This window comes from Paenibacillus marinisediminis (genome assembly GCF_054343325.1).
In genome coordinates, this window is sequence record NZ_JBTGUH010000008.1 from 187,033 (window position 1) to 211,844 (window position 24,812).

At 48.4% G+C, this 24,812-nt stretch carries 19 protein-coding genes, 1 pseudogene, 1 riboswitch and 1 other annotated feature; of the genes and pseudogenes, 6 read left to right on the top strand and 14 right to left on the bottom strand.

Features of this window, described 5'->3' with window-relative positions; genetic code table 11:
• Positions 1-106 precede the first annotated feature (106 nt).
• On the bottom strand, positions 107-784 hold the full coding sequence (locus tag ACXX53_RS17595; protein WP_458569981.1) for a TorD/DmsD family molecular chaperone: 678 nt from the start codon (positions 782-784) through the stop codon (positions 107-109).
• A 518-nt stretch (positions 785-1,302) separates the two neighbouring features.
• On the opposite strand from ACXX53_RS17595, the gene ACXX53_RS17600 reads away from it, so the two are divergent.
• The gene (locus ACXX53_RS17600) at positions 1,303-2,394 is read left to right on the top strand and encodes a M24 family metallopeptidase (RefSeq protein ID WP_458569982.1); all 1,092 of its coding nucleotides are present in this window, start codon (positions 1,303-1,305) and stop codon (positions 2,392-2,394) included.
• Between the two features lie 133 nt (positions 2,395-2,527).
• Here ACXX53_RS17600 and ACXX53_RS17605 read toward each other — a convergent pair whose 3' ends face one another.
• Positions 2,528-5,245, bottom strand: coding sequence for an alpha-mannosidase (locus tag ACXX53_RS17605; RefSeq protein WP_458569983.1), 2,718 nt, complete (start codon positions 5,243-5,245; stop codon positions 2,528-2,530).
• Between the two features lie 46 nt (positions 5,246-5,291).
• Complete coding sequence (locus tag ACXX53_RS17610) at positions 5,292-6,575, bottom strand: glycoside hydrolase family 125 protein (RefSeq protein ID WP_458569984.1); 1,284 nt, start codon at positions 6,573-6,575, stop codon at positions 5,292-5,294.
• Between the two features lie 601 nt (positions 6,576-7,176).
• Here ACXX53_RS17610 and ACXX53_RS17615 point away from each other — a divergent pair.
• Positions 7,177-8,055, top strand: coding sequence for a C40 family peptidase (locus ACXX53_RS17615; protein ID WP_458569985.1), 879 nt, complete (start codon positions 7,177-7,179; stop codon positions 8,053-8,055).
• A 37-nt stretch (positions 8,056-8,092) separates the two neighbouring features.
• Here the strand turns inward: ACXX53_RS17615 and ACXX53_RS17620 are convergent, their stop codons facing one another.
• Together ACXX53_RS17620 and ACXX53_RS17625 are read right to left on the bottom strand one after the other, a co-directional pair.
• A complete protein-coding gene (locus ACXX53_RS17620) occupies positions 8,093-9,643 on the bottom strand; it encodes a VanW family protein (protein WP_458569986.1) in 1,551 nt (516 codons plus the stop codon).
• A gap of 326 nt (positions 9,644-9,969) precedes the next feature.
• On the bottom strand, positions 9,970-10,335 hold the full coding sequence (locus tag ACXX53_RS17625; protein WP_458569987.1) for a cytochrome-c oxidase: 366 nt from the start codon (positions 10,333-10,335) through the stop codon (positions 9,970-9,972).
• A 375-nt stretch (positions 10,336-10,710) separates the two neighbouring features.
• Here ACXX53_RS17625 and ACXX53_RS17630 point away from each other — a divergent pair.
• Both ACXX53_RS17630 and ACXX53_RS17635 read left to right on the top strand, forming a co-directional pair.
• A pseudogene (locus tag ACXX53_RS17630) lies at positions 10,711-10,893 on the top strand (transposase); the annotation flags it as partial.
• Positions 10,894-10,929: 36 nt separating this feature from the next.
• Entirely contained in the window at positions 10,930-11,613 is a 684-nt protein-coding gene (locus tag ACXX53_RS17635) for a transposase (protein WP_458570030.1), read from the top strand.
• Positions 11,614-12,252: 639 nt separating this feature from the next.
• Here ACXX53_RS17635 and ACXX53_RS17640 read toward each other — a convergent pair.
• The 5 genes from ACXX53_RS17640 to ACXX53_RS17660 all read right to left on the bottom strand — a co-directional run bounded on the left by ACXX53_RS17640 (position 12,253) and on the right by ACXX53_RS17660 (position 18,440).
• The gene (locus ACXX53_RS17640; RefSeq protein WP_458569988.1) at positions 12,253-12,591 is read right to left on the bottom strand and encodes a DsrE family protein; all 339 of its coding nucleotides are present in this window, start codon (positions 12,589-12,591) and stop codon (positions 12,253-12,255) included.
• Between the two features lie 49 nt (positions 12,592-12,640).
• Positions 12,641-14,317: a glutamine--tRNA ligase/YqeY domain fusion protein gene (locus ACXX53_RS17645; RefSeq protein ID WP_458569989.1), complete on the bottom strand. Its 1,677-nt coding sequence runs from the start codon at positions 14,315-14,317 to the stop codon at positions 12,641-12,643.
• 96 nt (positions 14,318-14,413) lie between these two features.
• Complete coding sequence (locus tag ACXX53_RS17650) at positions 14,414-15,364, bottom strand: hypothetical protein (RefSeq protein ID WP_458569990.1); 951 nt, start codon at positions 15,362-15,364, stop codon at positions 14,414-14,416.
• 101 nt (positions 15,365-15,465) lie between these two features.
• Entirely contained in the window at positions 15,466-16,761 is a 1,296-nt protein-coding gene (gene ilvA / locus ACXX53_RS17655; protein WP_458569991.1) for a threonine ammonia-lyase IlvA, read from the bottom strand.
• Positions 16,762-16,807: 46 nt separating this feature from the next.
• Positions 16,808-17,061 (bottom strand) — a binding site (T-box leader).
• A gap of 107 nt (positions 17,062-17,168) precedes the next feature.
• Positions 17,169-18,440 carry an MFS transporter gene (locus ACXX53_RS17660; protein ID WP_458570031.1) on the bottom strand — a complete coding sequence of 424 codons (1,272 nt, stop codon included), beginning with the start codon at positions 18,438-18,440 and terminating at the stop codon, positions 17,169-17,171.
• A 238-nt stretch (positions 18,441-18,678) separates the two neighbouring features.
• Between ACXX53_RS17660 and ACXX53_RS17665 the strand changes: the two genes are divergently transcribed.
• Both ACXX53_RS17665 and ACXX53_RS17670 read left to right on the top strand, forming a co-directional pair.
• Positions 18,679-20,022 (top strand): Na+/H+ antiporter family protein, encoded by a 1,344-nt coding sequence (locus tag ACXX53_RS17665; RefSeq protein ID WP_458569992.1) that lies wholly within the window; start codon positions 18,679-18,681, stop codon positions 20,020-20,022.
• A 191-nt stretch (positions 20,023-20,213) separates the two neighbouring features.
• Entirely contained in the window at positions 20,214-21,071 is an 858-nt protein-coding gene (locus ACXX53_RS17670; RefSeq protein ID WP_458569993.1) for a radical SAM protein, read from the top strand.
• A 150-nt stretch (positions 21,072-21,221) separates the two neighbouring features.
• Here the strand turns inward: ACXX53_RS17670 and ACXX53_RS17675 are convergent, their stop codons facing one another.
• Genes ACXX53_RS17675 through ACXX53_RS17690 form a run of 4 tightly spaced genes read right to left on the bottom strand, consistent with a single transcriptional unit; the run spans position 21,222 to position 24,227 of the window.
• Positions 21,222-22,067, bottom strand: coding sequence for an ABC transporter ATP-binding protein (locus ACXX53_RS17675; RefSeq protein ID WP_458569994.1), 846 nt, complete (start codon positions 22,065-22,067; stop codon positions 21,222-21,224).
• Positions 22,068-22,079: 12 nt separating this feature from the next.
• Entirely contained in the window at positions 22,080-22,856 is a 777-nt protein-coding gene (locus ACXX53_RS17680) for an ABC transporter permease (RefSeq protein WP_458569995.1), read from the bottom strand.
• Positions 22,853-23,146, bottom strand: a complete 294-nt coding sequence (locus ACXX53_RS17685; protein WP_458569996.1) for a thiamine-binding protein — start codon at positions 23,144-23,146, stop codon at positions 22,853-22,855. Before ACXX53_RS17685 ends, ACXX53_RS17680 begins: the two co-directional genes overlap by 4 nt.
• A 31-nt stretch (positions 23,147-23,177) precedes the next feature.
• A complete protein-coding gene (locus ACXX53_RS17690; protein WP_458569997.1) occupies positions 23,178-24,227 on the bottom strand; it encodes an ABC transporter substrate-binding protein in 1,050 nt (349 codons plus the stop codon).
• A 366-nt stretch (positions 24,228-24,593) separates the two neighbouring features.
• A riboswitch (TPP riboswitch) is annotated at positions 24,594-24,706 on the bottom strand.
• Positions 24,707-24,812 lie beyond the last annotated feature (106 nt).

Genomic DNA, 24,812 nt, shown 5'->3' on the forward strand with positions numbered 1-24,812 from the left:
ACTACACGACGAAAAAGGCTGTCTCCAGCAGGAGCAGCCTTCTTGATTTATAGTGATCGGAATGTTATATGATGTTAACGTCCCTGGTCGTATGCGTTTAACATGATTAATAAGCTGACTCTCTTGCCCAAGCTGCTTCCTTCGCGATGAAATCCTGCAGCATCATACCAATTGCCGTATATACAGGATGCTTGGAGTATTGCTCTAGATCCTGCCCGAATCGAATAACCCAATGTTGCAAATGATCTTGAATAAACCGACTCTGTCCATTGATATAGCGCTCATAACGCTCTTCAGTCATTAGTGTGTGATACATCTTCCCAATAATAACAGCCATAAATTCCAATTCAACCGCGATATGGTCGTCGCTCTCGCCTTGCGTCTTCTTAAAATAAATGCTAAAGTCAGCATAATCCTCACGCACTTCCTGTGCGTATGACTTCGGCAGCATCTGCTCATGTGCGCGATACATCGATTCGCTCGGTGTTACCGGAAGCTCCCCGCCAAGTCTAAATAGTCGTTGATATTCCTCACGCATCGATGTGAGCAGATTGTACAGCTCAAGCACCGGCACCTCTTGTAATCGTTTACATACCTGTCGAGCCCCTTCAGACATGGTGCTTAGTTGAGCCCATTTCGAATGATTGCGCCAAGCCACGATGTTCTCCAGCGTGGGTTCTTCCCCAATAAAATCGACAAGCAGTTGATAAGCGGCATTACGAACTTCCAAGCATTCAACCGTCTGTTCTTCCCTATGAGTTAGGTTTCCCGCCATCGTAAGCATCGTCTTTCCCTCCATAAGATCATTATTCCAATCAGCGGTTGGCTTCAGCCCAGACCGTGATATATCTATATTCTGACTGGTGTCTACATCCATTCTCCCACACGTTCTCTGTTCAAAGTGTGACGAAAAATGAACAAAACAGCTCGTTTGTTACAGTCTTGTGAATTGAATCTCATGCAGAGATGGAGACGTTCGCGCGGTGATATTGGTAGGGAATGATTTACATCGTCTGGGATTCAACCTATTGCATTTCTCTCTGTAAAATGAGACATTATCGGCTATCAGTTGAGGTGATACAGCCATACATATTCCAACCAATTGTTCCACGGGGAACGTGAAACATTTTCCATTTTCTCATTTTCCGATGCTCCTCAGTCGCAATTCATAGTTAAAAGTGGTACATTCAACATATATTACGAGCATGATTTCATTCACCAGCGTATGCAGGGAGCAACTCTGCTCAACCTCTGCTGATCGGATGCCGTAATCATGCTCTCAGTTAGAAAGGGTGTTAAGCAATGAGTCATATATGGGACAATATTTCCCGCTCTATGGAAGCTGAACAGTGGGATGCTGTTCTGATTACGGATCCCAAGCATGTGTATTACGTGACAGGCTTTGCGTGCAATCCACATGAGCGTTTTCTAGGTGTAGTCTTCGCACGCGGTGTAGAGCCGGTACTGATCGTGCCAGCCCTCGATGCCGATAAGGCAGCGGCTGTATCGTCTGTACAGCGTATCGCGACCCATACTGATACTGATAACCCGTACGCGATCCTGAAGCGCCATCTCCCTGCTGGACTTAAGACGTTGGGGGTCGAGAAGGCGAACCTGTCCGTCAGCCGATTTGAGACGATGCAGGCAGAGCTTGGCACACTGCGCTATGCGGACATCGGCAATGTCTTGCAAGCGATGCGCGTGATCAAGTCGGAAGCGGAATTGGATCGCATGCAAGCGGCTGTGGACTGTGTCGAGTCCGTACTCGGCTCTGTCGTGCGCCGCGTCCGCGTCGGCATGACAGAAGCAGAAGTGGTAGCGGAGCTCGAGTACGAGATGAAGAAGCAGGGTGCTGATGGACCATCCTTCGATACGATGGTCCTCGCTGGCGAGAACGCGGCATTGCCGCACGGCGTGCCGGGCGCTCGCGTTATTCGCGAAGGCGAACTGCTGTTGTTCGATCTCGGCGTTTACCTTAACGGCTACGCGTCCGATATCACGCGGACCTTCGCTATTGGTGAAGTAAGTGATGAACTGAAGGACATCTATAACACGGTGCTGGCGGCTAATGAAGCCGCAATCGCTGCCGTTAAGCCAGGCGTCAGCTTCGGCTCGCTGGATAAGGTTGCGCGTCAGGTTATCGTGGATAAGGGGTACGGAGAGTATTTCACACATCGTCTTGGTCACGGTCTTGGTATCGATGTGCATGAATATCCTTCGGTACACGGTCAGAACGAGGCGCTCACGCAGCCTGGAGTCGTGTTTACGATTGAACCAGGCATATATCTGCCTGGCAAGGGCGGCGTTCGCATCGAAGATGATGTGGTCGTGACCGAACAAGGCGTTCGCGTGCTGACTTCCTATCCGAAGGAATTGACCATCATCGGCGTATAAATGACATAAACCGCTGGGGCTTGCGGGCTCCAGCGGTTTATTTATGAGAAGAAGATCGATTACTATGATTAACCTACTAAAATGAAAGAGCTGATTCAGGCCTAAACCCGAATCAGCTCTTCTATTATCCATCTTACTTCTTCATACCTACTGTTACGATCTCAGCAGCACGAAGCTCGATATGCGCGGACTTCGCGTCGCCGGAAGCGATCGCTTCACCTTCGCGCTCCAGCACGTCGCTCGCATAGAAGCCGGTTCCCGCTTCTGACAGATCCACACGCAGGGAGCGTGGCTCATGCGCAAGGTTGTACCAGCGCGCAACCATGTCGCCGCTCTCTTCCGCCATCTTGACGGATGAGAAGGCTACACTTTCGCCAGACCATTGCATAAAGGCATGGTCTGCAGGCAGTTTGCCCTCGTGCACGCCTGTTTGACGCACTAGGAATGGCACGGCATAGCCGTATGCCTCTGCATAAGCGCCGGAAGTGATCACATCACCCTCGTGAGGGATGATTGCATATTCCGCCGTTTGAATGCCGATGCATTGCGCTTCTGGCGTAGGGAAGTAACCCCAGTCGCCCAGCTCACCCGAGCAGCGAAGCAAGGTAACCGCGATCGTGTTCTTCTCGTCCTGCGACAATTCGTATTCGAACAGGCCTTTGTTCGCGATCGTCAAGCCCAGCTTATTGTCGCTCGCGCTGACAAACGCGTGCTGATGCTGGTCATTGCTAGGGTTAGCCCATTCCTTCTCAGGGATATTGTTGCGGCGCGCCACCTCGAAGATGGAATCCGCAAGATGCGTTCCCGCTTGGAATCCAGTTGGGAACAGCGCGCGCACGCGATGGTCCTTGGATTGGTTGTTCATCGTTACGGATACGTCGACGCGCTTCGCATCGCGATCAAGCGTGTAGCGAGTCACGATGTGGAATGGCACCATCTCGGTAGAGCGCTGAGCCTTGCGGTTCGGATAGCTAACCACATCGATCTGCTCCTGATGCAGCGTTTCGTCTGCCGAAGCTGGAATCTCCCAGTTGTGCGTCACTTCGACCACCGCGCGGAACGGTGTATTCTCCACTACTTTACGCTCAGCCTTCACACCTGCTGTTGTCAGCGGTGTCGAACCCTTCGGCATAAAGTACATATATTCATTACCGATATCTCCGGCATCTTCGTACACGTTGATACCGTCGTATACGTGTTTAGTCTTCTTGTCTGTCAGCTTCAAAGAGCCGTTGTCCAGCACTTCAACCTGCAGGCGCTCGTTCTCCATCGTGAACTCGCCTGTCACAAGGTTTGCACCCGCTTCTTTGCTCGCGCCGGAAACCCAAGCGAGCGTCTTGTAGCCGAGCGCAGGGATGTCTTGCACTTGCACGCGCACTTTAATGATGCGCGCCATGTATGGCTGGCGGAACTTATCCTTCGGCAGATCATAGCCGAACATAACGCCAGCATCTTCCCACTCGCAGTCCAGCACATTGCCCTGTGCGTCCACCACTGCGCCAGGCTCGATCGCTTCTTGTCTCAGCTCTCTCGCCAGCACCGTCGGATACGCTTCGCTGAAGTAACGACGCTTCAGCTCAAGCGTCACTTCAACAACGCCGTCGCGCGCATATCCGGCCGAGTTGAACACCGTAAACGGCGTCGCATCCTTGCCTTCATATACGCTAGTATTCACCTGCGGCATCAAGCTGTCCAGCGTTTCATTAATGATCATTTCCGTCATATGCTTCGACTTCATGAAGCGCGTTTCCATCTCGCGGTGCACTTCGTCTACGGAACAGCCGCAGATACTGTCATGCGGATGGTTCTGCATCAGCGTCTTCCAAGCATACACGAACAGATGATGCGGATAAGGCTTACCGTTATGGTGAGCAAATGCCGCAAGCGGCTCTGCTACCTTCTCAAGCAGCGTTTGACACTCCGCATTGGCCTGCTTCAAGTAGACGCGGGACGATGCTGTGTTCACGAGCGTATACCAGCCGTCTGTACGTTGGCTGCGAAGCTCGCCTGCTACCGTCTTCAGGTTCTCAGGCAGCTCATCGCGTAGAGCGTCAACATAATCGTTGAAGTTGGAATGAACAAACTCTACGTCTGGGAACAGACGCTCCGCTGTTTCAATCGCTTGCGACAGATCCGTCTGGATCGGTTGATGGTCACAGCCGTTCATGAACAACAGGTGGTTCGTCGACGCGAACTTCTCTGCTGCTGGAATACGTTGTTCCCAGTAGGCTACTGCCTTCGCTTCTTCTACTGGGACTTCCATACCGTTGCAATACCAGTTAGCGAACAAGATACCGATGACGCGTGAACCGTCTGGCGATTGCCACATCATCTCAGAGAACGGCGACTCATATGCCGCATCTTCCGATACTTCGTTGTTGAAGCCAGTAGGCTTAACACCGCGTCCGAATACAGCTACATCGATGTCCGCTTGCTTCAGAATCTGCGGAGCTTGACCCATGTTTCCAAAGGAGTCTGGGAAATAGCCCTGCTTCGAGATGTTAACGCCATATTTCTTCGCGTCGCGGTGACCGATCTGCAGATTGCGAATGTTCGCCTCACTGCTCGTCAAGAACTCATCCTGCAGGATGTACCAAGGGCCGATATGAATGCGGCCTTCATGGATGTAATGCTCTAGCTTCTCTTTCATCTCTGGACGAATTTGCAAGTAGTCTTCCAATATAATCGTCTGACCGTCCAAATGGAAGCTCTTGAAGTCCGGATCGCGATCAAGCGTTTCCAGAAGTGTATCCATCAATTCAATAAGAAGCGCATGGTGGTATTCATATGGCAAATACCATTCGCGGTCCCAGTGTGTATGAGAAATAATATGAGCTGTCTTCTTCGTCATCGTATAGCTCCCCTTCCAACCAATCCTAATCTATGTTGTACTTAGCCTAGCCTTTCAGCCAATATTCACGATATACCAATTCAGAGAATAAGCTGTTTGCCCATGCGAACCATTCACGCGAAAAATTCTTCGGATCGTTAACATCAAAGCCCTCATGCATATAATCGGTATCCGCATCCGTGCTTAGAATAACCTTAATTAGATCATTCACTTCATTTTCATCAACCGATGTAAGCGCCTGCATAGATAAGCTGATATGCCAGATATGATTGTGCTCGGTATGCGGACTTCCTATGCCTTTCGCCTTCGTTCCTGAGAAGAAGTAAGGATTATCTTCGCTCAAAATAAATCGGCGTGTGTTCTGGTAGATAGGATCATCTGCTGTTGTATAGCCAAGGTAAGGAATCGCCAGCAAGCTAGGCACGTTGGCATCGTCCATTAGATTGTAATTGCCGAAGCCGTCTGTTTCATAGGCGTAAATCTTACCGTAAGTTGGGTGATTATAGATACCATAAGCTTGGATACCGTCATCGATTTCTTCTGCCAGACGCAACGCTTTATGTGCAAACGGTTGGTCTTCATAGATAACCTTCGCGATCTCAGCCAGGTAGCGAAGCACAACAACCGCAAACATATTCGCAGGAATCAAATAACCGAACGTATTCGCATCATCGCTCGGACGGAAAGCCGACCATGTCATACCTGTATAGTTAACCGGCATACCCATTCCGTTGTTCTTCAACGTATCTGTCTTGCGGCATTCCATGCGTTGGAAGCGATATGGAGATTGCTCGAAATGGCGCTGCTCCGTCGTCCACAAGTTCATGATGATATTCGCCACTGTCTTGAATTCACCGTCAAACAACGAAGTATCACCTGTTTCCTTCCAGTACAAGTAGCTCAATTGAATCGGGTAGCAGAGAGAGTCAATCTCATACTTTCTCTCCCACACCCAGCCGTTCAATTCCGTATTATCACGGTGATGAACTTCATTAAGGGGCAGTTGCGTTTCGTTAAATGCATTAGCATAAGGATCTATTTGAATATACTTTAGTTGTCTCTTCACAAGGCCTGTAATGACACGGCGAACATCCGCATCTTCATTTGCAAGCGGCAAGTACTGACGGACTTGTGCGCTGGAATCGCGCAGCCACATTGCTGGAATGTCACCTGTAAATACATAGGATGTACCGTCATCTTGCAGCTTGGTCGTCGTTTTAAGGGTATTCGGGAAACAATTCAAAAATACACGCTGCAATTTAGGCTGTTCCGCTAGCTTCTGCTTAGCTTCTTCCATGACACGAAGAACGGATTGAGGTAGGCGTTCCATATGAGTTCTCTCCTTTTTCTAACCAAAGTCTAAATGATTTATTTATTATATCCATTATATTATATCATACTATCTAAAAATACAATTCTACTAAACATAATTAAGGTGAAGCCTAGGCCCCACCTTAATATCTAATCATTTGTTATGCTATTTCTTTGCTTGTTTCCACTTGTCCAATTTTGAACTCTCCTACTCATTGTCTGGATCGTTATAGCTCGCGTACCTCACTCATCAACTTATGCCCCTCTCCATATTGAGACTGACTACGCATCGATAACATTCTTCCATTTACGAATCCATAACTATATGTATAACAAGGTGAATCAGCATTTATCACAATGACATTTTCTATTGTGAATATTAACATTATTAATATACCAGAAATTAGATACTAGAAAAGTAGGCTATGAGTTTGACATGGTTACAATTTTGTAAGAAAATAAGCGAAGAGACATTACAAATCTGTAATAATCATTAAACCTACTGGAGAAAAAGATTTGTAATTCTTATGGCTGCAAGTGTGATACCGCTAACAATAGCACCTGTACATAATTTTACTCGCCATACTAACAAAAACCAACATCTTAGAGGAGGAGATTTTTTGAAATTTGCAATACGAACTGCACTCATTACTGGAGCAGTTTTGGGATGCATGCTCCTGACAGACGGCGGGCACGACATGAAAGCCTATGCTGATGCCGGAGCGAAGAATGTTACTATGACGGTTAATCAACAACAACTTAACTTTAATTCCAGCGTACCCATTCTAGAGAGCGGAACGAATATGTATGTTCCCATCCGTCCATTCGCTGAGCAGATGAACTACTCTCTTGATTGGCGCTCTATTGGCAACGGACGCGTGGAAATTACTATACAAAATAAAGATACATCCATTACATTCCGAACTGACGATAAGATGGCTGAAGTGAATGGAGAGTCTGTTGTAATGCCCGACTCACCATGGTCTTATCAAGATAATACATACATTTCGATGCGTTTCTTAATCGACACTCTCGGATTGGATTACACTTGGGATCCTAGCTTATCAAAAACTCTACCTTCAATAAATCGTTATGCAAAATCGCCAGCACCTAGCAACAGCTACCAATCAACGACGGCTGATAAGATCATACATACAGCGAAGAGCTATTTAGGCGTACCGTATGTATGGGGCGGCATGTCGCCAAGCGGATTTGACTGTTCGGGATACGTCGGCTATGTGTTTAACAAGCATGGTATCGAGCTTCCTCGAACAGCACAACAAATGTACAAGTCACTTGGACAAACCTATAGCAATCCGCAGAAGGGTGATCTAGTCTTCTTCTCTGAAAGTGGAAATGGCATCACTCATGTCGGCATCTCGATCGGTAATGATCAATATATTAACGCTGCGACCGGATCCGCCAACTGTGTTACTATCTCGAACTTAGGCTCCAGTTGGGCCAAGAGAACATATGTTGGAGCAAAGAGAGTCCTGTAAATCTCATATCTTACATAGAACATGCCGTAGCTTATCGCTACGGCATGTTTGGTTTATGCACCGGATGTACTTCCCCGGGAGCGGTCATTCGCTCAGGCTGCGAGCGATAGGTCGAGGTACGCATCTTCTCGCGCGACACAACGTAGCCGTCCTTACGCTTGATACGGTACGTCTCCACCACATATCCCTTTTTCCCTTGCTGAATGACATGCGTCTGCAGATCCGTTGATACTTCCTTCAATTCATACATGGACACTGGATCTGTTTCCTTAACCGTGCGTGTTTCCGTTTCATAGGTTACACCCGGTTCCTTCTGGCCATATACTTGCACAGTGATCTTATCATCGGTCACTTTCGTCTTCCATACGATATCGCCTTCCGTATTGTTGCTTATAACTAAGTCGGGACCATTCTCAGAATAGGTGGCGTCTAATCCGAGCGGAACATAACTCACTGGCAACGAATGCGCATGACGTTCGACGATATCAAGCCCACTGAGGAGCGCCGCATTATACATCGTAGTCGAAGTCTGACACAGACCGCCTCCGAGCCCATTCACTAGCTTTCCCTTTTCAATAACCGGGGCCATCTGCAAACCGTATTTATCACTCGTACGATTAACAATGTCATCATAATGAATACTTTGTCCCGGCGATAGTACCCAGTTATTCAGAACAGTGGCGCTAGATTTAATGTTATGATAATGTCCTTCGCCTACATCAGCGATAGTAGTCGTATATTCGGCCAGCAACCCATCTGGTTTGCGCTGCTGAAGTGTTTCGAGAGTTAGCTTAGCGGGAAGTGTCACCAACGGCATGCGAAGAGTTAACGTCGCTGGCTCCATCTCATCATCTACTAGCATCATTTGCACAGACTTTTTAGAATTACTCGATTCTTTAAGCAACTGCTCATCTACAGCACTCTTTAGTTGTTGCTCCAGCTTATACTCATCGAGCTCTATGCCATCTACCTCACCCTTATATACTGGTTTCAACGGATTCGAGTAATCAACTTTAGCGTTCGTCGGAGTTCGATTCACAAGCTTACCATAAGTATCAATTACAGTGTTGGTCATTATGTCTTCATCTACTTCGTACTTTACATCAATCTTCGTATTCTTGAGCTCGCGCTGCAGTCGAAGCTTCGTCCAGAAACCGCCCTGCTCCCATTCCTGAAGCACCGCTTCTGCTTCATCAGCTACAAATGTAACGCCTAATCCCTTAAGCGTAAACATTTGTTCTGCGAGAGGCTCTAAAGAGTCGTCTGTTCGATCCGGTACAAAGCTAACATTTGTATTTTCCCAGCGATTGATTTGTTTATGTATTAGTTGTTCCGTATGTTCGGCATCTAATCCACCTGCTTGAATCCCCATTACACGAAATCCTGATGGCAGCAGGTTATCATTTAATGTGCGCGTAACGAACCATCCTGTTCCAGCCCCAAGCAAGAGGAGTACCGTACCGATCAGCACCAGCAATCTTGTATGTCGTTTACTTGCACGAATAATCCGAACGAACAAGTTTAAGTCTGGTGATGAATCGTTGGATACAGGCTCATTCGGTGATTTATGCTGTTCATGTTGCTGCATCGTTGCCATTCCTCCTATCACGCCATAATAATAACCTAATTTTTTAAGCAAGGTGTTACAACGCTTTAACCCTTATCCTTACTCTCCCTTTCTATATATGGAGTACTTATATCGTGTTTCTTTCCATGCTTCCCTATACGAATCACAGAAAAGTTAGCTTATTATTGAACAAAGAAATAATTGCATATTCGCCGATTGAAGCGCTATCATTTAAATCACTTGACTTGTTAGCCATGCTGTTCGTAAAGATGTCCGCCCCAAACGCTATTGTGAAAAAGAAGAAGGGCAGCCTGCATCATCAGCAGACTACCCTTCATTTATAAATGTCATGACGAGACATTCTTCCATACATTCACAAGCAGCGTTAGCGCTGCTAATACAATCAACAAGCCTCCACCGATTAACATCGGCACAGCAACAGCCACATCGTTCACTTCCAGAGCGAGTCCTACTGCGAAGACCGGCAGTCCGACATTGTGCAGCCAGAAATGTACCGCCCCAAGCGAGCTCTCCCCTGCCTTCGGAAACTTAACATAGATCAATCCACTCAGAGCAAGCGACACCCACCCAATCAAATTGATATGTGCATGCATTGAAGTATACTCAAACGCCTTCATCGACCCCATAACGAGCCCCGCCAGTACGCCTATTAAAAAATAAAAAACCGCTACCTTCAGGAATCTGACTCCCATAAGATTACCTCCTATGCGCGAAAGTGAGCATTCAATTATTTATATGCGCGTAAGATAAAATGTATACCCGTCTGCTGCCCATCTCGCTTGTGCGTATACCCTCCTGTAGCCCTTCTCACTACTCTCCCTTTCACTCAGAAACTGAAATATCCTACTCTCCTTCTCTTGTTCTCGAATATCGCCTCGCTTGTACATATACCCTTCTGCAACCGTCTCGCTACTCTCCCTTTCGCTCAGATTGATTAGCTTTTTCGCTCTCCGCAATACTTCTCTCATTAAGTCGAGATTTAACAATTATTAGTTGAATAACGAACATTTGTTTGGTATAATTTGTGTATGAAGGGAACATACATTCGATAAGGGGCCGTGGTTCCGATGGAGAAGTTGAAATGTTGGACTACAATCGAGGGGTTATCTCATTACTTTTCAGATGAGCAATCTTGCATTTCCTTTCTTTATGATCTAAAGTGGCCGTCTGGGTTCCAATGTCCACGCTGTCATCATCCACATGCCTATGTCATTAATTCACGGCGGCTTCCTTTGTACGAATGCTGTGCTTGTCATCATCAAACTTCACTCACTGCTGGCACCATCATGGAAAATAGCCGCACTTCATTGAAGAAGTGGATCACAGCCATATGGCTGATGTCCCAGCATCACGTCAACATTAATGCGGTGCAACTCAGCACAATTATTCAAGTTACTTATAAGACTGCGTGGTCTATTCTACATAAGATTCGATCTGTCATCAGCGCTGCCGATGTCGAGCAGCCTCTTGAAGGTATCATTCAAGGAGTTGTAGATTATCATGCCAAGCCTCTTTATCGTACAGCGTATGAGCTTCGTCCTTACGAGCAACCGCTTATTGTCGCTGCATCTATCTCTTCACATGAGCAGATCACTAACCTCAAGATAAAGACCGTTAGCCGACAACATCTTTACGGGAGATCCTTACGCAATATTGCTTGCAGCCATTTCATTGATCTTCACACGTGCACAGATATCTCATGCATCACAATTATCCAGCTTCTCTTTAGAACACATCAATTTCACTACTTAAAAAAAGTGTTTATGAAAGCTCGCAGATGGATGATCGATACCTTCCACGGGATCGGACCAAAGTATTTGCAGAACTATCTGGATGAGTTCTGTTTCCGTTTTAATGCGCTGGTCGGTCATTATTCTGCATGGGAACGATTAATCAGCTTAACTATGTCTACACGTTTCGGGTTCGCTTCTAGACACATAACGTCCTCCTCTACGAACTTGGCTGCATAAACCATCAATTCAAGTATTCATTTACAAATGGATAACTACAACACTTTTCAACAATCACGCTCTCTTACCATGCCTCTGGACATGGGAAGATTCTATATTTATCATTCGCAACAATGATTCATGGCGTTGTCGTATTTTCTTTGTCATTTTTCTTGAACTACTTTTTAGAATTATTATCTTATTTAAATAGCACCATCTGCCTTTCCTGAGCGAAGGGGATATTACCGCAATACTCTCTGAGACAACTATGCATCATTCACCGCGTGTTAATTAGCGTTTGATGTACTGTTCTTCCGTGTATAACCCAACAAGTAACGGGTTGCCATTTACTTCACTGATGCTCAACTGCCTTCTGAGCGAGGGGGATATTAGTGCAATACTCCCGGAGACACATATGCATGGCTCACCACATCTGAGGGAGATACGTTTAGGTTGTCAATATTAAATGGTATTCATGTTGGAGTTCAAGCTGCTTATCAAGCGCTGTACATTATCAAAGAATCCGAATCATCCACGTAAAAAGACCCGTGACCTGCAGCTCAGAAAAGGAGCTTGTAATATCACGGGCCGTGCACATATTCATATTGGCAGCTTATTGGCTGCATTAATTCGGAGTAAATGTCTCATGAAGAGTAATGCTTATCCGATGGTAATAACCTCATGCTTCGCTGCAAGCTCCACGAAGGTCGCCATTCCTGAAATTTCACCACAGCTCAACTGCTCTGAGATTCCGTAGTGGTCCACGCACGTTTTGCAAGCCAATACCGGCACTCCAGATTCGGCCAGCTCCGCCAGCTTCAATGAAGATAGGGATTGCGGTGTTAATGCCAGCACCCCGCGGTTCATACAGAAGATCGCAGCTGGTCTATGGCCTTCGCTCTTCAGTACAGTCAGAAAGGTTTCCAGCACTGTTGCACCCAACCCATCCGCTTCAGCTCCAAGTCGGTCCGATTGCAGCAAAATGACTTTGTTCTCCATTCGGTTCGCCTCCATTCATATCGTTGTTTTAGTATGCTCCGAACTTACCTTATGCTTTAGGAAGCACAAACGAGCTCTTTAACGATACGATCAAATTAAACACAGGCTTTGCTTCGGTAGACTCTTTAGGATCTACGTTGAAATAACCGTGACGGAAAAATTGAAACTTATCATGAGCTGCAACGTCCTTCATATTTGGTTCAACAAATCCTTGTTCAACAACGAGTGAATTCGGATTGATATGATCCAAGAAGCTTCTGGATTCTCCTTCAGTTTCCTCTTCTTCCTCTTCATCCAGGATAAGCGGTTCGTACAAACGGAACTCCGCAGGGATCGCCTGAGTCGCTTCCACCCAATGAATCGTTCCTTTTACTTTACGGCCTGTAAAGCCTGAGCCTGACTTCGTTTCAGGATCATACGTACAGTGGATCTCTACCACTTGCCCATTCTCATCCTTAATAACTTCTTCGCACTTGATAAAATAAGCATGCTTCAAGCGAACTTCATTACCCGGGAACAGGCGGAAGTACTTGCTTGGAGGATTCTCCATGAAGTCGTCCTGCTCGATATAAATTTCACGGGAAAATGGAATCTTACGGATGCCCATTTCCTCTACCTCTGGATTGATCTCCGCATCCAGCCATTCCACTTGTCCTTCTGGATAATTGGTGATGACTACTTTAAGCGGCTTTAATATGCCCATCGTGCGCGGTGCCTTCAGCTTCAGGTCCTCACGAATGAAGAAGTCCAAATACTTCGAGTCCACGATCCCGTTGCTCTTCGTTACACCGATCTCACGGCAGAATGTGCGAATGGATTCCGGCGTGAAGCCGCGACGACGCAGTCCTGCAATCGTAGGCATGCGTGGATCATCCCAACCATCAACAACACCTTCATCTACAAGCAGCTTCAGCTTACGCTTGCTCATTACCGTGTTGGTCATGTTAAGACGGCCAAATTCATATTGATGCGGTGTGCTGCTCATCTCGCACTCTTGCACTACCCAATCGTAGAATGGGCGCTGATCTTCAAATTCCAGCGAGCATAGAGAATGTGTAATGCCCTCAATCGCATCTTCAAGCGGATGGGCAAAGGCATACATCGGATAGATGCACCATTTGTCGCCTGTATTGTGGTGAGTTGTATGCGAAATACGGTAAATAACCGGATCGCGCAGGTTAATGTTTGGCGAGCTCATGTCGATCTTAGCGCGAAGCACCTTCTCACCATTGGCAAATTCACCTTTGCGCATACGCTCGAATAAATCCATATTTTCATCAATAGTACGTTCACGGTAGGGACTGTTTGAACCAGGCTCAGTCAATGTTCCGCGAGCAGCACGAATCTCATCAGCTGATTGGTCGTCGACATATGCTAATCCCTTCTTAATAAGCAGCACAGCACGATCATACATCTCGTCAAAATAATTCGATGCAAAACGCAGCTCGTTCCAATTAAAGCCGAGCCATTCTACGTCATGCTTGATCGCATCGACATACTCCTGATCCTCTTTCAATGGATTCGTATCGTCAAAACGCAAATTAGCGCGCCCCTTGAATTCGCGCGCAATCTCAAAGTTCAAACAGATCGACTTGGCATGCCCGATATGCAAGTAACCGTTAGGCTCCGGCGGGAATCGAGTAACGACCTCGTTCACTCGACCTTCCTTCAGGTCATCCATTACAATATGGCGTATAAAGTTATTGGCTGTATTTGTGTTTTCCATAATCTCAACCTTTCTTTCCCATTGACGCTTTTACATAAATATAACGGTAACGCCAAAACAGTTCAACTGCTGACCTCACAACAAGGCCAGCATGTATCACCATTGACGCAATATTTCATTATAACGCTGATCTAACTCATTCATGCGCTGATTTACGTCACGACCAGCCGTCTCCAGCTTTGAAACCACGCTAGAAACCCGACTCTTCCCGTTCCGTACTGCTGACAGGGAATCATCGATCTTCCCCTTCACAAGCCAATCCGCGATTAATCCGTCAAAGAAGTAATCTGCCATCTTCAAGCCACCGCTTATATCGACTAGGTCTGTTGCTTGCATGAGCGTACTTACATCCTTCAATTCCCTTTGAAAGGTACGAATACAGGAATTAGCCGTTTGAACCTCTGCCTGCGCATCATCGAATCGTTCATGCTTCATATGAGTCGAGATCATTCCGCCTCCAAGTAGATCGAGGGTGCTCCAATCGCCTGCAGACTCAAACTTATCCTCTGCACGACTCAGGGCAGCAATCGCACGCTTCCCCGCATGAATGGCCTCATCCAGCTCCTTGCGCTCACGAAGCAGCCCGGCTCTAGCAGTAGACAGCTCATCTAGCTCAGCCGCCGCTTCCGAACTGAGGTCGCGAATAAGCTGCACCTTGCGATCATTGGCCTGCTGAAGCCTCGATTGCCACTGACCGGCGGCGTTTCGCTTCACCAGCAACTGACCAATCTCGGCTTCTATTTCCTTCAGAGCAGCCAGAGATTGCTCGTATCGTTCTTTCGCTCGGAGCGCTTCCTCAGCTTCCTTCGATAGGCGAGAGTCCTTCTGACCTGTTAACGTAAAGAACATATTCGCAAGCGACCTCGACTTCAAACGATCTACATCATGCTGCTCCTGCCGCCACCACTCTTCCAAACGGTAGCACTCTGCCTTAGCTGTCTCTTTCTCTTGAGAAAGCTTGGTCAGCTGCGTGTCCCATCGGTTCATCATTTCCCTGTCTAACAGTGCTTGTTGACGTTCCTCTTCAATTCGCTGCAAGTCGTTCATCATGATCGCCTCCTCAGACATGGTCTACCGCTAGAATAAAGATTCATACGAAAGTATACCCTGCAAATGATGTCTAAGAGCAACACCTAGTCCAGCTTGACCTAGACCAGAAGATTGAACAATACGGCGTCCTTATTTAACTCAATGAACTCCAGACCTTTCTTCTTCATTCGTTTAATAAGACCGTTGTAATCCTCCGGATGCTTCAACTCAATGCCGACCAAGGCTGCTCCGTTGTCCTTGTTATGCTTCTTATTATAATCGAAACGAGTAATATCGTCTTCCGGCCCGAGAACGTCCTGCAAGAATTCACGCAATGCGCCAGCGCGCTGCGGGAAATTAACTGTAAAGTAGTGCAGCAAGCCTTCATAAATAAGCGAGCGTTCTTTAATCTCCTGCATACGATCGATGTCATTGTTGCCGCCGCTGATGACGCAGACGACATTTTTACCACGGATATGATCGCGATACAGATCAAGCGCAGCAACAGGAAGTGCACCTGCAGGTTCAACGACAATTGCATTTTCATTATACAGCTGCAATATGGTTGTGCATGCCTTCCCTTCTGGTACGTGAATGACGTCATCCAGTACGTTCTGACAGATCTCGTATGGCAATTGACCAACACGCTTTACAGCCGCGCCATCCACGAACTTATCGATCTTTTCCAGCGTAATGACTTCTTTCTTCTCGAGGGAAGCGGTCATGGAAGCAGCTCCGCTTGGCTCAACGCCGATGACACGAGTCCCGGGACTAACCGTCTTGACGTATGTTCCAACGCCCGCTGCCAAGCCGCCGCCGCCAATCGTAACGAACACGTAGTCTGCGCGAGTATCCAAAGACTCCATGATTTCCATTCCAACTATTCCGTTGCCTGCGACAATATAAGGATCATCAAACGGATGGATAAAGGTCAAGCCTTGCTCCTCCATGAGCTTCATCGCAGCATCAAACGCATCGTCGTAGGTGTCGCCTGTCAGCACTACCTTGACAAAGGAACCTCCGAATCGCTTGACCTGGGTCACCTTCTGGCTCGGTGTTGTGCTTGGCATCACGATCGTGCCTTGAATTTGCAGGGCTTTACAGGAAAAAGCCACACCTTGCGCATGATTGCCCGCACTCGCACAGATGATTCCGCGATTCAATTCATCTTCGGATAGATGGCGAATCTTGTTATACGCGCCGCGGATCTTAAAAGAGCGCACTACCTGCAAATCTTCCCGCTTCAAATACACGTTGCAATCATATCGCGCAGACAATATCGGATCCCGCTGCAGCGGTGTCTTCACAATAACTTCCTTCAATACGTGGTGCGCTCTAATAATATCTTCCATCGTCACATTCGTCGTTCCCATGTCAACATCCTCGCTTTCCTTCTTGAAGCTCTGTTTGCTCATGACGCCTCAGATCAACATTTATTGAATAGCAAAAAGACCCGTCCCTGAAAGGGACGAGTCTGAACTCGCGGTACCACCCTTATTCTACAGCAGCATCAGCTCCTGCAGCTCTCGACTGCGCGATCTAAGCGCACTCCTGTTAACGGAGGAGGCCGGCCGTGCTTACAGCATCCGCATGAAACGGACATTCCGCTCGGCATCTCGGAGAGGATATGCAGCTTGCACTCGCCATCGACTCTCACCTGCCGTCGACTCTCTGAAGGCTACACACAGCGCACCTGTTCTCGTCATCAATGTTGGTTCAACCTGTCATATATATTGATTCTTATTATGTGCACGCTGTTCGTAAAAGTCAATGGTCTTCTACTCATTTCGTCCTCCTCAGATAGACAGAAACCGTTCGATGACTACTCCACACCCACTGCCTGATTCGCTTCAATCGGTACAGCTTTATTACCCATACGAAGCAGAGGGATCATGATGATGATGCCTAAGAAGAAGAATGCAGATGCAACCTCGTAAAGCACTGTAAGTGAAGCAGCCTCCTTAATAATACCCGATATAGACATCGATACAACCATAGCCCCTATAAACATCGGATTCAGTATTCCATTTACCCGTCCGATGAACGAGGACTCTGTATTCTTCAATATCAAGGTGTTAATCCCAATCTGAAGGCTCGGCATAACCAGACCATTCAAAAATTGAGCAACCAATATAATCCACAGCTTGTCGGAGAAAGCTACTACCAGTATGGTCATACAACTCATTATCATTCCTAGTGCAAGCATGTGTTGAGGCGGAAGCTTGCGCGACAGAATCATAGCAATAGCACCGCCAATCAGCATAGCGACAGCATTTACCATCAGCATCACGCTCAGATAAGATTTATCCAATAACAGCCTCTCTGTAATAAGAAATATTCCCATCGGTTGAATGAGGCCGACTGCCAAGCCCGCCATCGCAAAGCAGCCGCCAAGCGGCTTGAGAAGCTTACTCTGCATGACATAGCGAAATCCAGCGGCCAACTCTTTACGTACCGTGGATTCCTTCGCCTTTTTCTCCGATTGAACTGAATCTGCGGGAAGCAAGCGAAGAGCCGCTGCTGATAAGAGAAAGGCAATTCCCGTTACGACTAGAGATGTCGTTATTCCATAAGCCTGAAATAGAAGTGTACCGATCCCTGGACCGATCAACATAAACAAGGCACCCATCGTCTGAAAGATGGACATACTCGCTTGCAGCATCTCTTCCGGCACATGCTGTTTAAACAGCTTCATGGATGAAGGTTGAGAGAACTGTGAGAGAATAGCTGAAATGAAAGTCGTAAAGAACACGGCCTGCCATGACCCCAGCATGATCGTAAAGAGTACCAAAAAGACGGATAGAGCACTGAGCACCTCACACCAGATCATGGTAAGCTTTGGACGCCAGCGATCGGCGAATGTCCCGCCGATGAAGGAAAACACAAATATCGGCGCAAACTCCGCGACATAGACCATGGACACGGCATAAGAGTTACCCTTCGTCATTTCCGTTACATATAGCAGTACAGCAAAATTGCGAATCCAAATACCAAGATGCATAAACAAACCAGAAAGCATAATAGCTTGCACAAAGCGGTTGCGGAACAAACTAAATACTGAAGCCTTTCCGCTAGTTGAAGCGCTCGTATTCATCATTGCTCTCCTCTCCCATTTTAGCCTTGTATATTTACTCATGATTTCCAGTTTACTTGCATTGTAGAAGCTCAACATCCGTCTGCAGCATGGTTTTTTGGTAAATTTATGTATAATATCAGCTGTTTTCGGTAAAGTTGCATTGTCTTACATATATTTTACATTGTCATGGTAAAGCGTTAATGTTTTAATTAGATATTATAGTAAAACATTTTGAACTAGATAGGGTGACATCCAGATGAGCGCAGTATTACTATCGTTAGCCGTACTATTTATATTGAGTTTATGCCGTGTTCAGGTTGTATTTTCGATGCTGGCAGCAACCTTAGTCGCCGGATTGATCGCGGGGCTGGGCCTCACGCATACCATAGATACATTTACCGGAGGAATTACAGACAACGCCGCTATAGCACTCAGCTATGCTCTGCTGGGCGCATATGCCGCTGGGTTGACCGAAACCGGGCTGCCAGAACGATTCGTTCAAGGTGCTGTCAAGCTAGTTGGGAGCAAGCACGCCTCCAACAAGGCGAATGCAGCTTCCCGTATTGTTCTGCTGCTCGCGATTGCAGGGATTGCATCGCTCTCGCAAAATGCGATACCTGTTCACATCGCCTTTATTCCAGTGCTGATCCCGCCGTTATTGCAGCTGTTCAACATGATGCATATCGACCGCCGCGCGGTGGCCAGCGCTTTAACCTTTGGCTTGATTACGCCTTACATGCTGCTGCCTGTCGGCTTCGGCTCTATCTTTCACGAGACGGTTGCCAGCAACATCACACAGAATGGGCTGCCCGTGGATGCATCCATTCTGCCTAAGGCGATGCTTCTGCCCGCGCTTGGTATGTTAACAGGTCTCTTAATCTCGATCCTATTCACCTATAGGAAAACGAGAACATACAAGGAGCTGCCGTATACGTCGTCGGCAGCGTCCGATGACCGCGCGGATGATGCGCGGGAAGTCCCATCCGCCCGGATGACATGGACCGGGCTGCTCTCGATCGCAGCCATGCTCGCCTTGCAGCTTAGCACAGGCTCGATGATTTACGGCGCAGCAGCAGGTCTCGCTGTCCTGCTGCTCGGCCGCATCATGCCGCTCCAACGCGCGGAGCGCGTCTTCACCAGCGGCATGCGTCAGATGGCGTACATCGGCTTCGTGATGATGTCCGCCGCAGGATATGCCGCCGTGCTGCGCGCGACTGGCGGCATCGAGTCGCTCGTCCAGGCCTGCGTCGGCCTGGTTGGCGACAACCGCGCCTTAGCGGCGATGCTCATGCTCGCGATCGGGCTGCTCGTCACGCTCGGCATCGGCTCGTCGTTCTCGACGATTCCGATCATCGCGACCGTGTTCGTGCCGCTCAGCCTCGAGCTTGGCTTCAGCACGCTCGCGACCGTTGCGCTGATCGGTACGGCCGCAGCGCTCGGCGACGCCGGGTCGCCGGCGTCGGACAGCACGCTCGGTCCGACCTCAGGTCTTGCGGCCGACGGCCAGCACGACCATATATGGGACACTTGCGTGCCGACATTCTTGCATTACAACATCCCGCTCCTCATCTTCGGCTTCATCGCAGCGATGGTGTTGTAGCTTCGCCGGCACGTATACAGAGCCCCAAGTCATTCAAGGTGACTTGGGGCTCTGTGCTTGCCGCACCCTATATAAGAGATGTGCGGCCCGGGATAAATATGACACATAGCTGTCAAGTTACATGTGGCATAATGTTCTTATGCTTCGTCACAAGGGGGGGGCTCAGGATAGAATTCATACCTGCGAAATCAATGATTACGAAAACGAAAAGTTCGGAATGGTTTGGCACTGACTACACGATGAACATCTATAGAGGGTGCAACCACGGGTGCATCTATTGCGACAGCCGAAGCGACTGCTATGGGATCGACAACTTTGATACCGTAAGAGCGAAGGAGCACGCTCCTGAACTCGTTAAAGATAATCTAAAGCGGAGACGCAATACCGGAGTGGTCGGGACAGGCTCGATGTCTGACCCGTATAATCCATTTGAGAAGAAGCATCGTTTAACACGACAAGCGCTGGAGTATCTGGATAGATATCAATTTGGCGTGGCGATTGCAACGAAGAGCGATCTCATTACGAGAGATATCGATGTTCTTCAACGTATACAGGAGCATTCTCCCGTTATCGTGAAGGTAACGATCACGACTGTCGATGATGAGCTCTGTCGGAAGATCGAGCCGCATGTCGCCGTCTCCTCCAGAAGGTTTGCCGCTATTAAGCAAATGGCCGACCATGGGATCTTTGCAGGCATACTGATGATGCCCGTGCTGCCATTTCTCGAGGATAATGCGGAGAACATTCAAGGAATCATCACTCGCGCCGCAGAGCATGGAGCTAGATTCATATACCCCGCATTCGGCATGACGCTGCGAAACAATCAGCGGGATTGGTACTATGACAAGCTGGATGAAAAATTTCCAGGACTCAAATATAAGTACATTCAGCAATATGGAAACTCATATGAATGCTCATCTCCTCGTGCGAAGGAGCTGTGGAAATTATTTTCTAGCGAATGTGACCGACTTGGCATCTTGTATCGCATGCAGGACATCATTGATGCTTATAAGCAAGGGTACGGGGATCGACAGCTTACGTTGTTCTAAATGAGTTATGTTCGTAGATTGATCGAGATATGCAAGAAAGGCTGCACCGAAGTCATGGAAAATGACCTCGTGCAGCCTTTTTGCTTTATTTGTGCGGTTAAATGTTTTTTATTACTTCATCTATAATGCTACTACTAATGCTACTGCGCCCTAGCGCAGCAGCTCGCCTATGCGCTGCTTCAACTCGCTGAAAGCGGGCTCGAGCGTCAGATCCTGCCGTCGCGGACGCGCGAACGGCACCACTACACGCTCGAGCACCCGCGCTGGCCGTGCTGTCAGGACGTACACGACGTCCGACAGCAGCAGCGCTTCCTCGATGCTGTGCGTGACGAACAGCACCGAGCGGCGGTGCTTCTCCCACTGCGCGAGCAGCCAGCCCTGCATCTCGCCGCGCGTCAGCGCATCGAGTGCGCTGAACGGCTCGTCGAGCAGCATCAGCTCCTGCGGGCTAAGCAGCGCCCGCAGGAAAGCCGCACGCTGCTGCATCCCGCCGGACAGCGTGTGCGGGTAGGCCTTCTCGTAGCCTTGAAGGCCGACATTGGCGAGCCACGCCTGTGCCTCTTGGCGCAGCTCCTTCTTGCTGCGGCCGGTCAATTCCTGTGCCAGGATGACATTGTCCTCCACCGTGCGCCACGGAAATAGTGCCGGCTGCTGCGGCATATAGCTCACGTGACCCGTCTGACCGATGACGGAGTCACCGTGAATGCGAATATCGCCGGCGGTCGGCTTTACCAGCCCGCCGACGAGGTGAAACAGTGTACTCTTCCCCGAACCAGACGGTCCGATGATGGAAACGAACTGCCCCTGCTCCACTCGCAGGGACAGTCCATCCAGCACCGACACCTGCTCCTTCGCTCCCGCAAAAGACATACATACATCTATAACTTCAAGCGCGGCCACGCTGCTGGAAGAACCCCCAGCTTGCTCAGGAGCTTGGCTTCCTGCGGAATGCAGCTCATTCGCGCTCAACTGTCCACTTGCTGTTAACGTACTCATCTGCGTCACCTCCTACTCTTCTGCCTGTTCCGAGCGCTGCGCCTGCCAGTGGATGACACGGCGTTCTATAACTTGCACGATCGAGAATAAAGTAATGCTCATGACGACCACGATTAATATCGCCACAAACATGCGATCTGTACGATAGGCCGCCTTCTGCAAGGTCATATAGTAGCCAATCCCTTTATCCGTGCCAAGCCACTCCGCCACAATGGAGCTCATCACGCTGTATGTAGCAGCTATTTTCAAACCAGAGAAGAGAGAAGGAAGCGCTGACGGAAGCTCCAGCTTCCAGAACAGCTGTGACCGAGTTGCTCCTGCCATTCGCATGTAGCGAAGCATCGTGCGGTCGGTCTGCATGAGGCCATCCATCGTCGCGATCGTAATGGGAAAGAAGCATACAAGCGTAATGACGACGATCTTCGGGAGCATGCCGAACCCGAACCAGATCATCAAGAGCGGCAGCAGCGCTATGGTAGGCACGTTCTGGCTCACGATGATGAGCGGGTACAGCGCGCGCTTGACGAGCGGGAACGGATGAAGCAGCATCGCTACCAATAAACCGAATAGTGAGCCGATCACAAAACCAATCAATGTCAGCTGCAGCGTGGCCCAGGTATGATGCAGTAAGGATGGAGCGTTAATCCAAGCCTCACGCGCAACATCAATGGGACTCGGGAGAATGTATTTCTCTACATCGAACACCATGACTCCAAGCTGCCACAGCACAAGAAGAAGCAGGACCGCCACAATGGGCGGCCCCGCTTGCGACCAACGGCGTCTTCTCATGGCCGATGCTTCTCGGTTAATTCGTTCATCGTAATGCCGCTAGGCTTATAACAAATCTTGATCTGTGAAATAACGCTGACGCAGTCCATCTCGATCATGGCTTCATTCATCTGTGCAATAACGCCAAGCAATTCGTTCATGTCGCCTTCCATTGTCGTTTCGAGCGGGTTCACTTGATACGCTACACCCGAAGCCTTAATAATCTCAATCGCACGATCGACATAAGGTATCGAATTTTCACCGTTCGGTGTTTTCGGAATAATCTGAATGCTCACTAAGCTATTTGCCATGTTAATCTCTCCCTTATTCGTTAATTTCGATTTATGATTGCGGCAGATAATCGTTCGTAAATGCTTTGTCTACATCAATTGTCTGCTCCATCAGCTTGTTTTCAGTCATCCAATCCGTATAGTTTTCCCATACTTCCCGCTTCTGCTCGCCCCAGCGTGGAGCATCGTCCTTGTACTTCGGACTCAGCCACTTCTGGCTCGCATGGACTAGCTCTTTATCGAGATCCGGCACTGCCTTAAGAAGCAGGTCAGCCGCTTCATCCGGATGATCGATCGCGAATTCATAGCCCTTCGACACAGCCGCCATGAACGACTTGATCAGCTCTGGATCTTCCTTAATCGTCTTTTCGTTCGTTATAATTACAGGTGTGTAGTAATCCAATTTGTCGGAAAATTGATTCACATAGATCATGTCGACCGGCTCGTTGCGAAGCTCCGCCTCGATTCCTGTCCACGCGTAGAATATCCACGCGAAGTCGATATCCTTCTTCACAGCCGTAAAATAATCTGCATTACCTATGCTTACATTTTTCACTTTATCGAAGTCCGCGCCTTCAGTCTGCATGATTGAACGAATAATAGCTTGCTCCACAGGCGATCCCCAGCCGCCGTAAGTCTTGCCTTCAAAGTCCTTTGGAGACTTAATGTTCTTCGACTTTGGCGCCGCGAATCCGGACGTATTATGCTGAATGATAGCCGCTATCGATACGATCGGTACATTCTGCGATCTAGCTTGCGTAACATTCTCTTGGACGCTTATGCCGAATGGGATCTCCCCGCTCGCAACCATCTGATCCGCACCGCCGCCGCCTGGCTGAATAATCTCAGCCTCAAGCCCCTGCTCTTTAAAATAGCCGTTCTCCTGCGCGACAAAGATCCCTGTGTGATTCGTGTTTGGCGTCCAATCGAGCACCATCTGAACCTTGCGCAGCTCTTTTCCCGTATTCGCCGCATCCTTGCTGCCATTCGCGGAGCCTTCTGTAGTCGCATTCCCGCCGCAGCCCGTTAGCGCTGCTGTGATCATCATCATCACAATGAGCAGTAAAGCGCTCTTCCGTAAAGAATGTCTTGCCTGTTTCATAGCCGATACCCCTCCAACTTTTCTGTATATGCTTCCCTGCTTATCGCGCAGAGCGCACTAGTAACCATTTCCGACGAACGAAGTTGAAGTTCGCACTTATCGACCGCAATGCTGCAAGCCCGGTTATATGTCTTCGTCTATATCGCACAAAAAAAGCGCCCCTGTAAGGGCGCTTAACCGTAGCGTATGTTCATGGAGAGTACTGCCTGCCTACACCGAGAATCCGGCAACCCGCTCATCTAATACAATCCATCTAACCGCTTCAACTCCGCACAATCACTGTGCATAGAGCAAGCCATTTACGACTAAGATTGTAGTTGTGATTCCGCCTCATCCATACGGGATTCGGCACGGGATGTGTGGCAAGCACACCATATCACGTCTTTCCTACGCTGGCATTACCCAGATCAGGTGAAGGGTCGGTATCTTATTGGGATACAATCTCAGCCGGCCAAATTCCAGCTCCCCTAGCGTGCTATTCAATTGTTCATCGGTAAACTTGGTTCTTGTGTCATTATAGTATCGGTTCTAAGGAAAGTCCAGTAATTTCAAATTTAATGTAATCAAATAATGTACTTAGTGCCT

Bases quoted from the DNA above. Each gene is read 5' to 3' on its own strand.
- ACXX53_RS17595 (WP_458569981.1), bottom strand. From the start codon at position 784: ATGCTTACGATGGCGGGAAACCTAACTCATAGGGAAGAACAGACGGTT.
- ilvA (WP_458569991.1), bottom strand. From the start codon at position 16,761: ATGAGCAAACAGAGCTTCAAGAAGGAAAGCGAGGATGTTGACATGGGA.
- ACXX53_RS17660 (WP_458570031.1), bottom strand. From the start codon at position 18,440: ATGAATACGAGCGCTTCAACTAGCGGAAAGGCTTCAGTATTTAGTTTG.
- ACXX53_RS17600 (WP_458569982.1), top strand. From the start codon at position 1,303: ATGAGTCATATATGGGACAATATTTCCCGCTCTATGGAAGCTGAACAG.
- ACXX53_RS17635 (WP_458570030.1), top strand. From the start codon at position 10,930: ATGGAAAATAGCCGCACTTCATTGAAGAAGTGGATCACAGCCATATGG.
- ACXX53_RS17690 (WP_458569997.1), bottom strand. From the start codon at position 24,227: ATGAAACAGGCAAGACATTCTTTACGGAAGAGCGCTTTACTGCTCATT.
- ACXX53_RS17665 (WP_458569992.1), top strand. From the start codon at position 18,679: ATGAGCGCAGTATTACTATCGTTAGCCGTACTATTTATATTGAGTTTA.
- ACXX53_RS17610 (WP_458569984.1), bottom strand. From the start codon at position 6,575: ATGGAACGCCTACCTCAATCCGTTCTTCGTGTCATGGAAGAAGCTAAG.
- ACXX53_RS17680 (WP_458569995.1), bottom strand. From the start codon at position 22,856: ATGAGAAGACGCCGTTGGTCGCAAGCGGGGCCGCCCATTGTGGCGGTC.
- ACXX53_RS17675 (WP_458569994.1), bottom strand. From the start codon at position 22,067: ATGAGTACGTTAACAGCAAGTGGACAGTTGAGCGCGAATGAGCTGCAT.
- ACXX53_RS17640 (WP_458569988.1), bottom strand. From the start codon at position 12,591: ATGGAGAACAAAGTCATTTTGCTGCAATCGGACCGACTTGGAGCTGAA.
- ACXX53_RS17625 (WP_458569987.1), bottom strand. From the start codon at position 10,335: ATGGGAGTCAGATTCCTGAAGGTAGCGGTTTTTTATTTTTTAATAGGC.
- ACXX53_RS17650 (WP_458569990.1), bottom strand. From the start codon at position 15,364: ATGAACGACTTGCAGCGAATTGAAGAGGAACGTCAACAAGCACTGTTA.
- ACXX53_RS17645 (WP_458569989.1), bottom strand. From the start codon at position 14,317: ATGGAAAACACAAATACAGCCAATAACTTTATACGCCATATTGTAATG.
- ACXX53_RS17685 (WP_458569996.1), bottom strand. From the start codon at position 23,146: ATGGCAAATAGCTTAGTGAGCATTCAGATTATTCCGAAAACACCGAAC.
- ACXX53_RS17605 (WP_458569983.1), bottom strand. From the start codon at position 5,245: ATGACGAAGAAGACAGCTCATATTATTTCTCATACACACTGGGACCGC.
- ACXX53_RS17670 (WP_458569993.1), top strand. From the start codon at position 20,214: ATGATTACGAAAACGAAAAGTTCGGAATGGTTTGGCACTGACTACACG.
- ACXX53_RS17620 (WP_458569986.1), bottom strand. From the start codon at position 9,643: ATGCAGCAACATGAACAGCATAAATCACCGAATGAGCCTGTATCCAAC.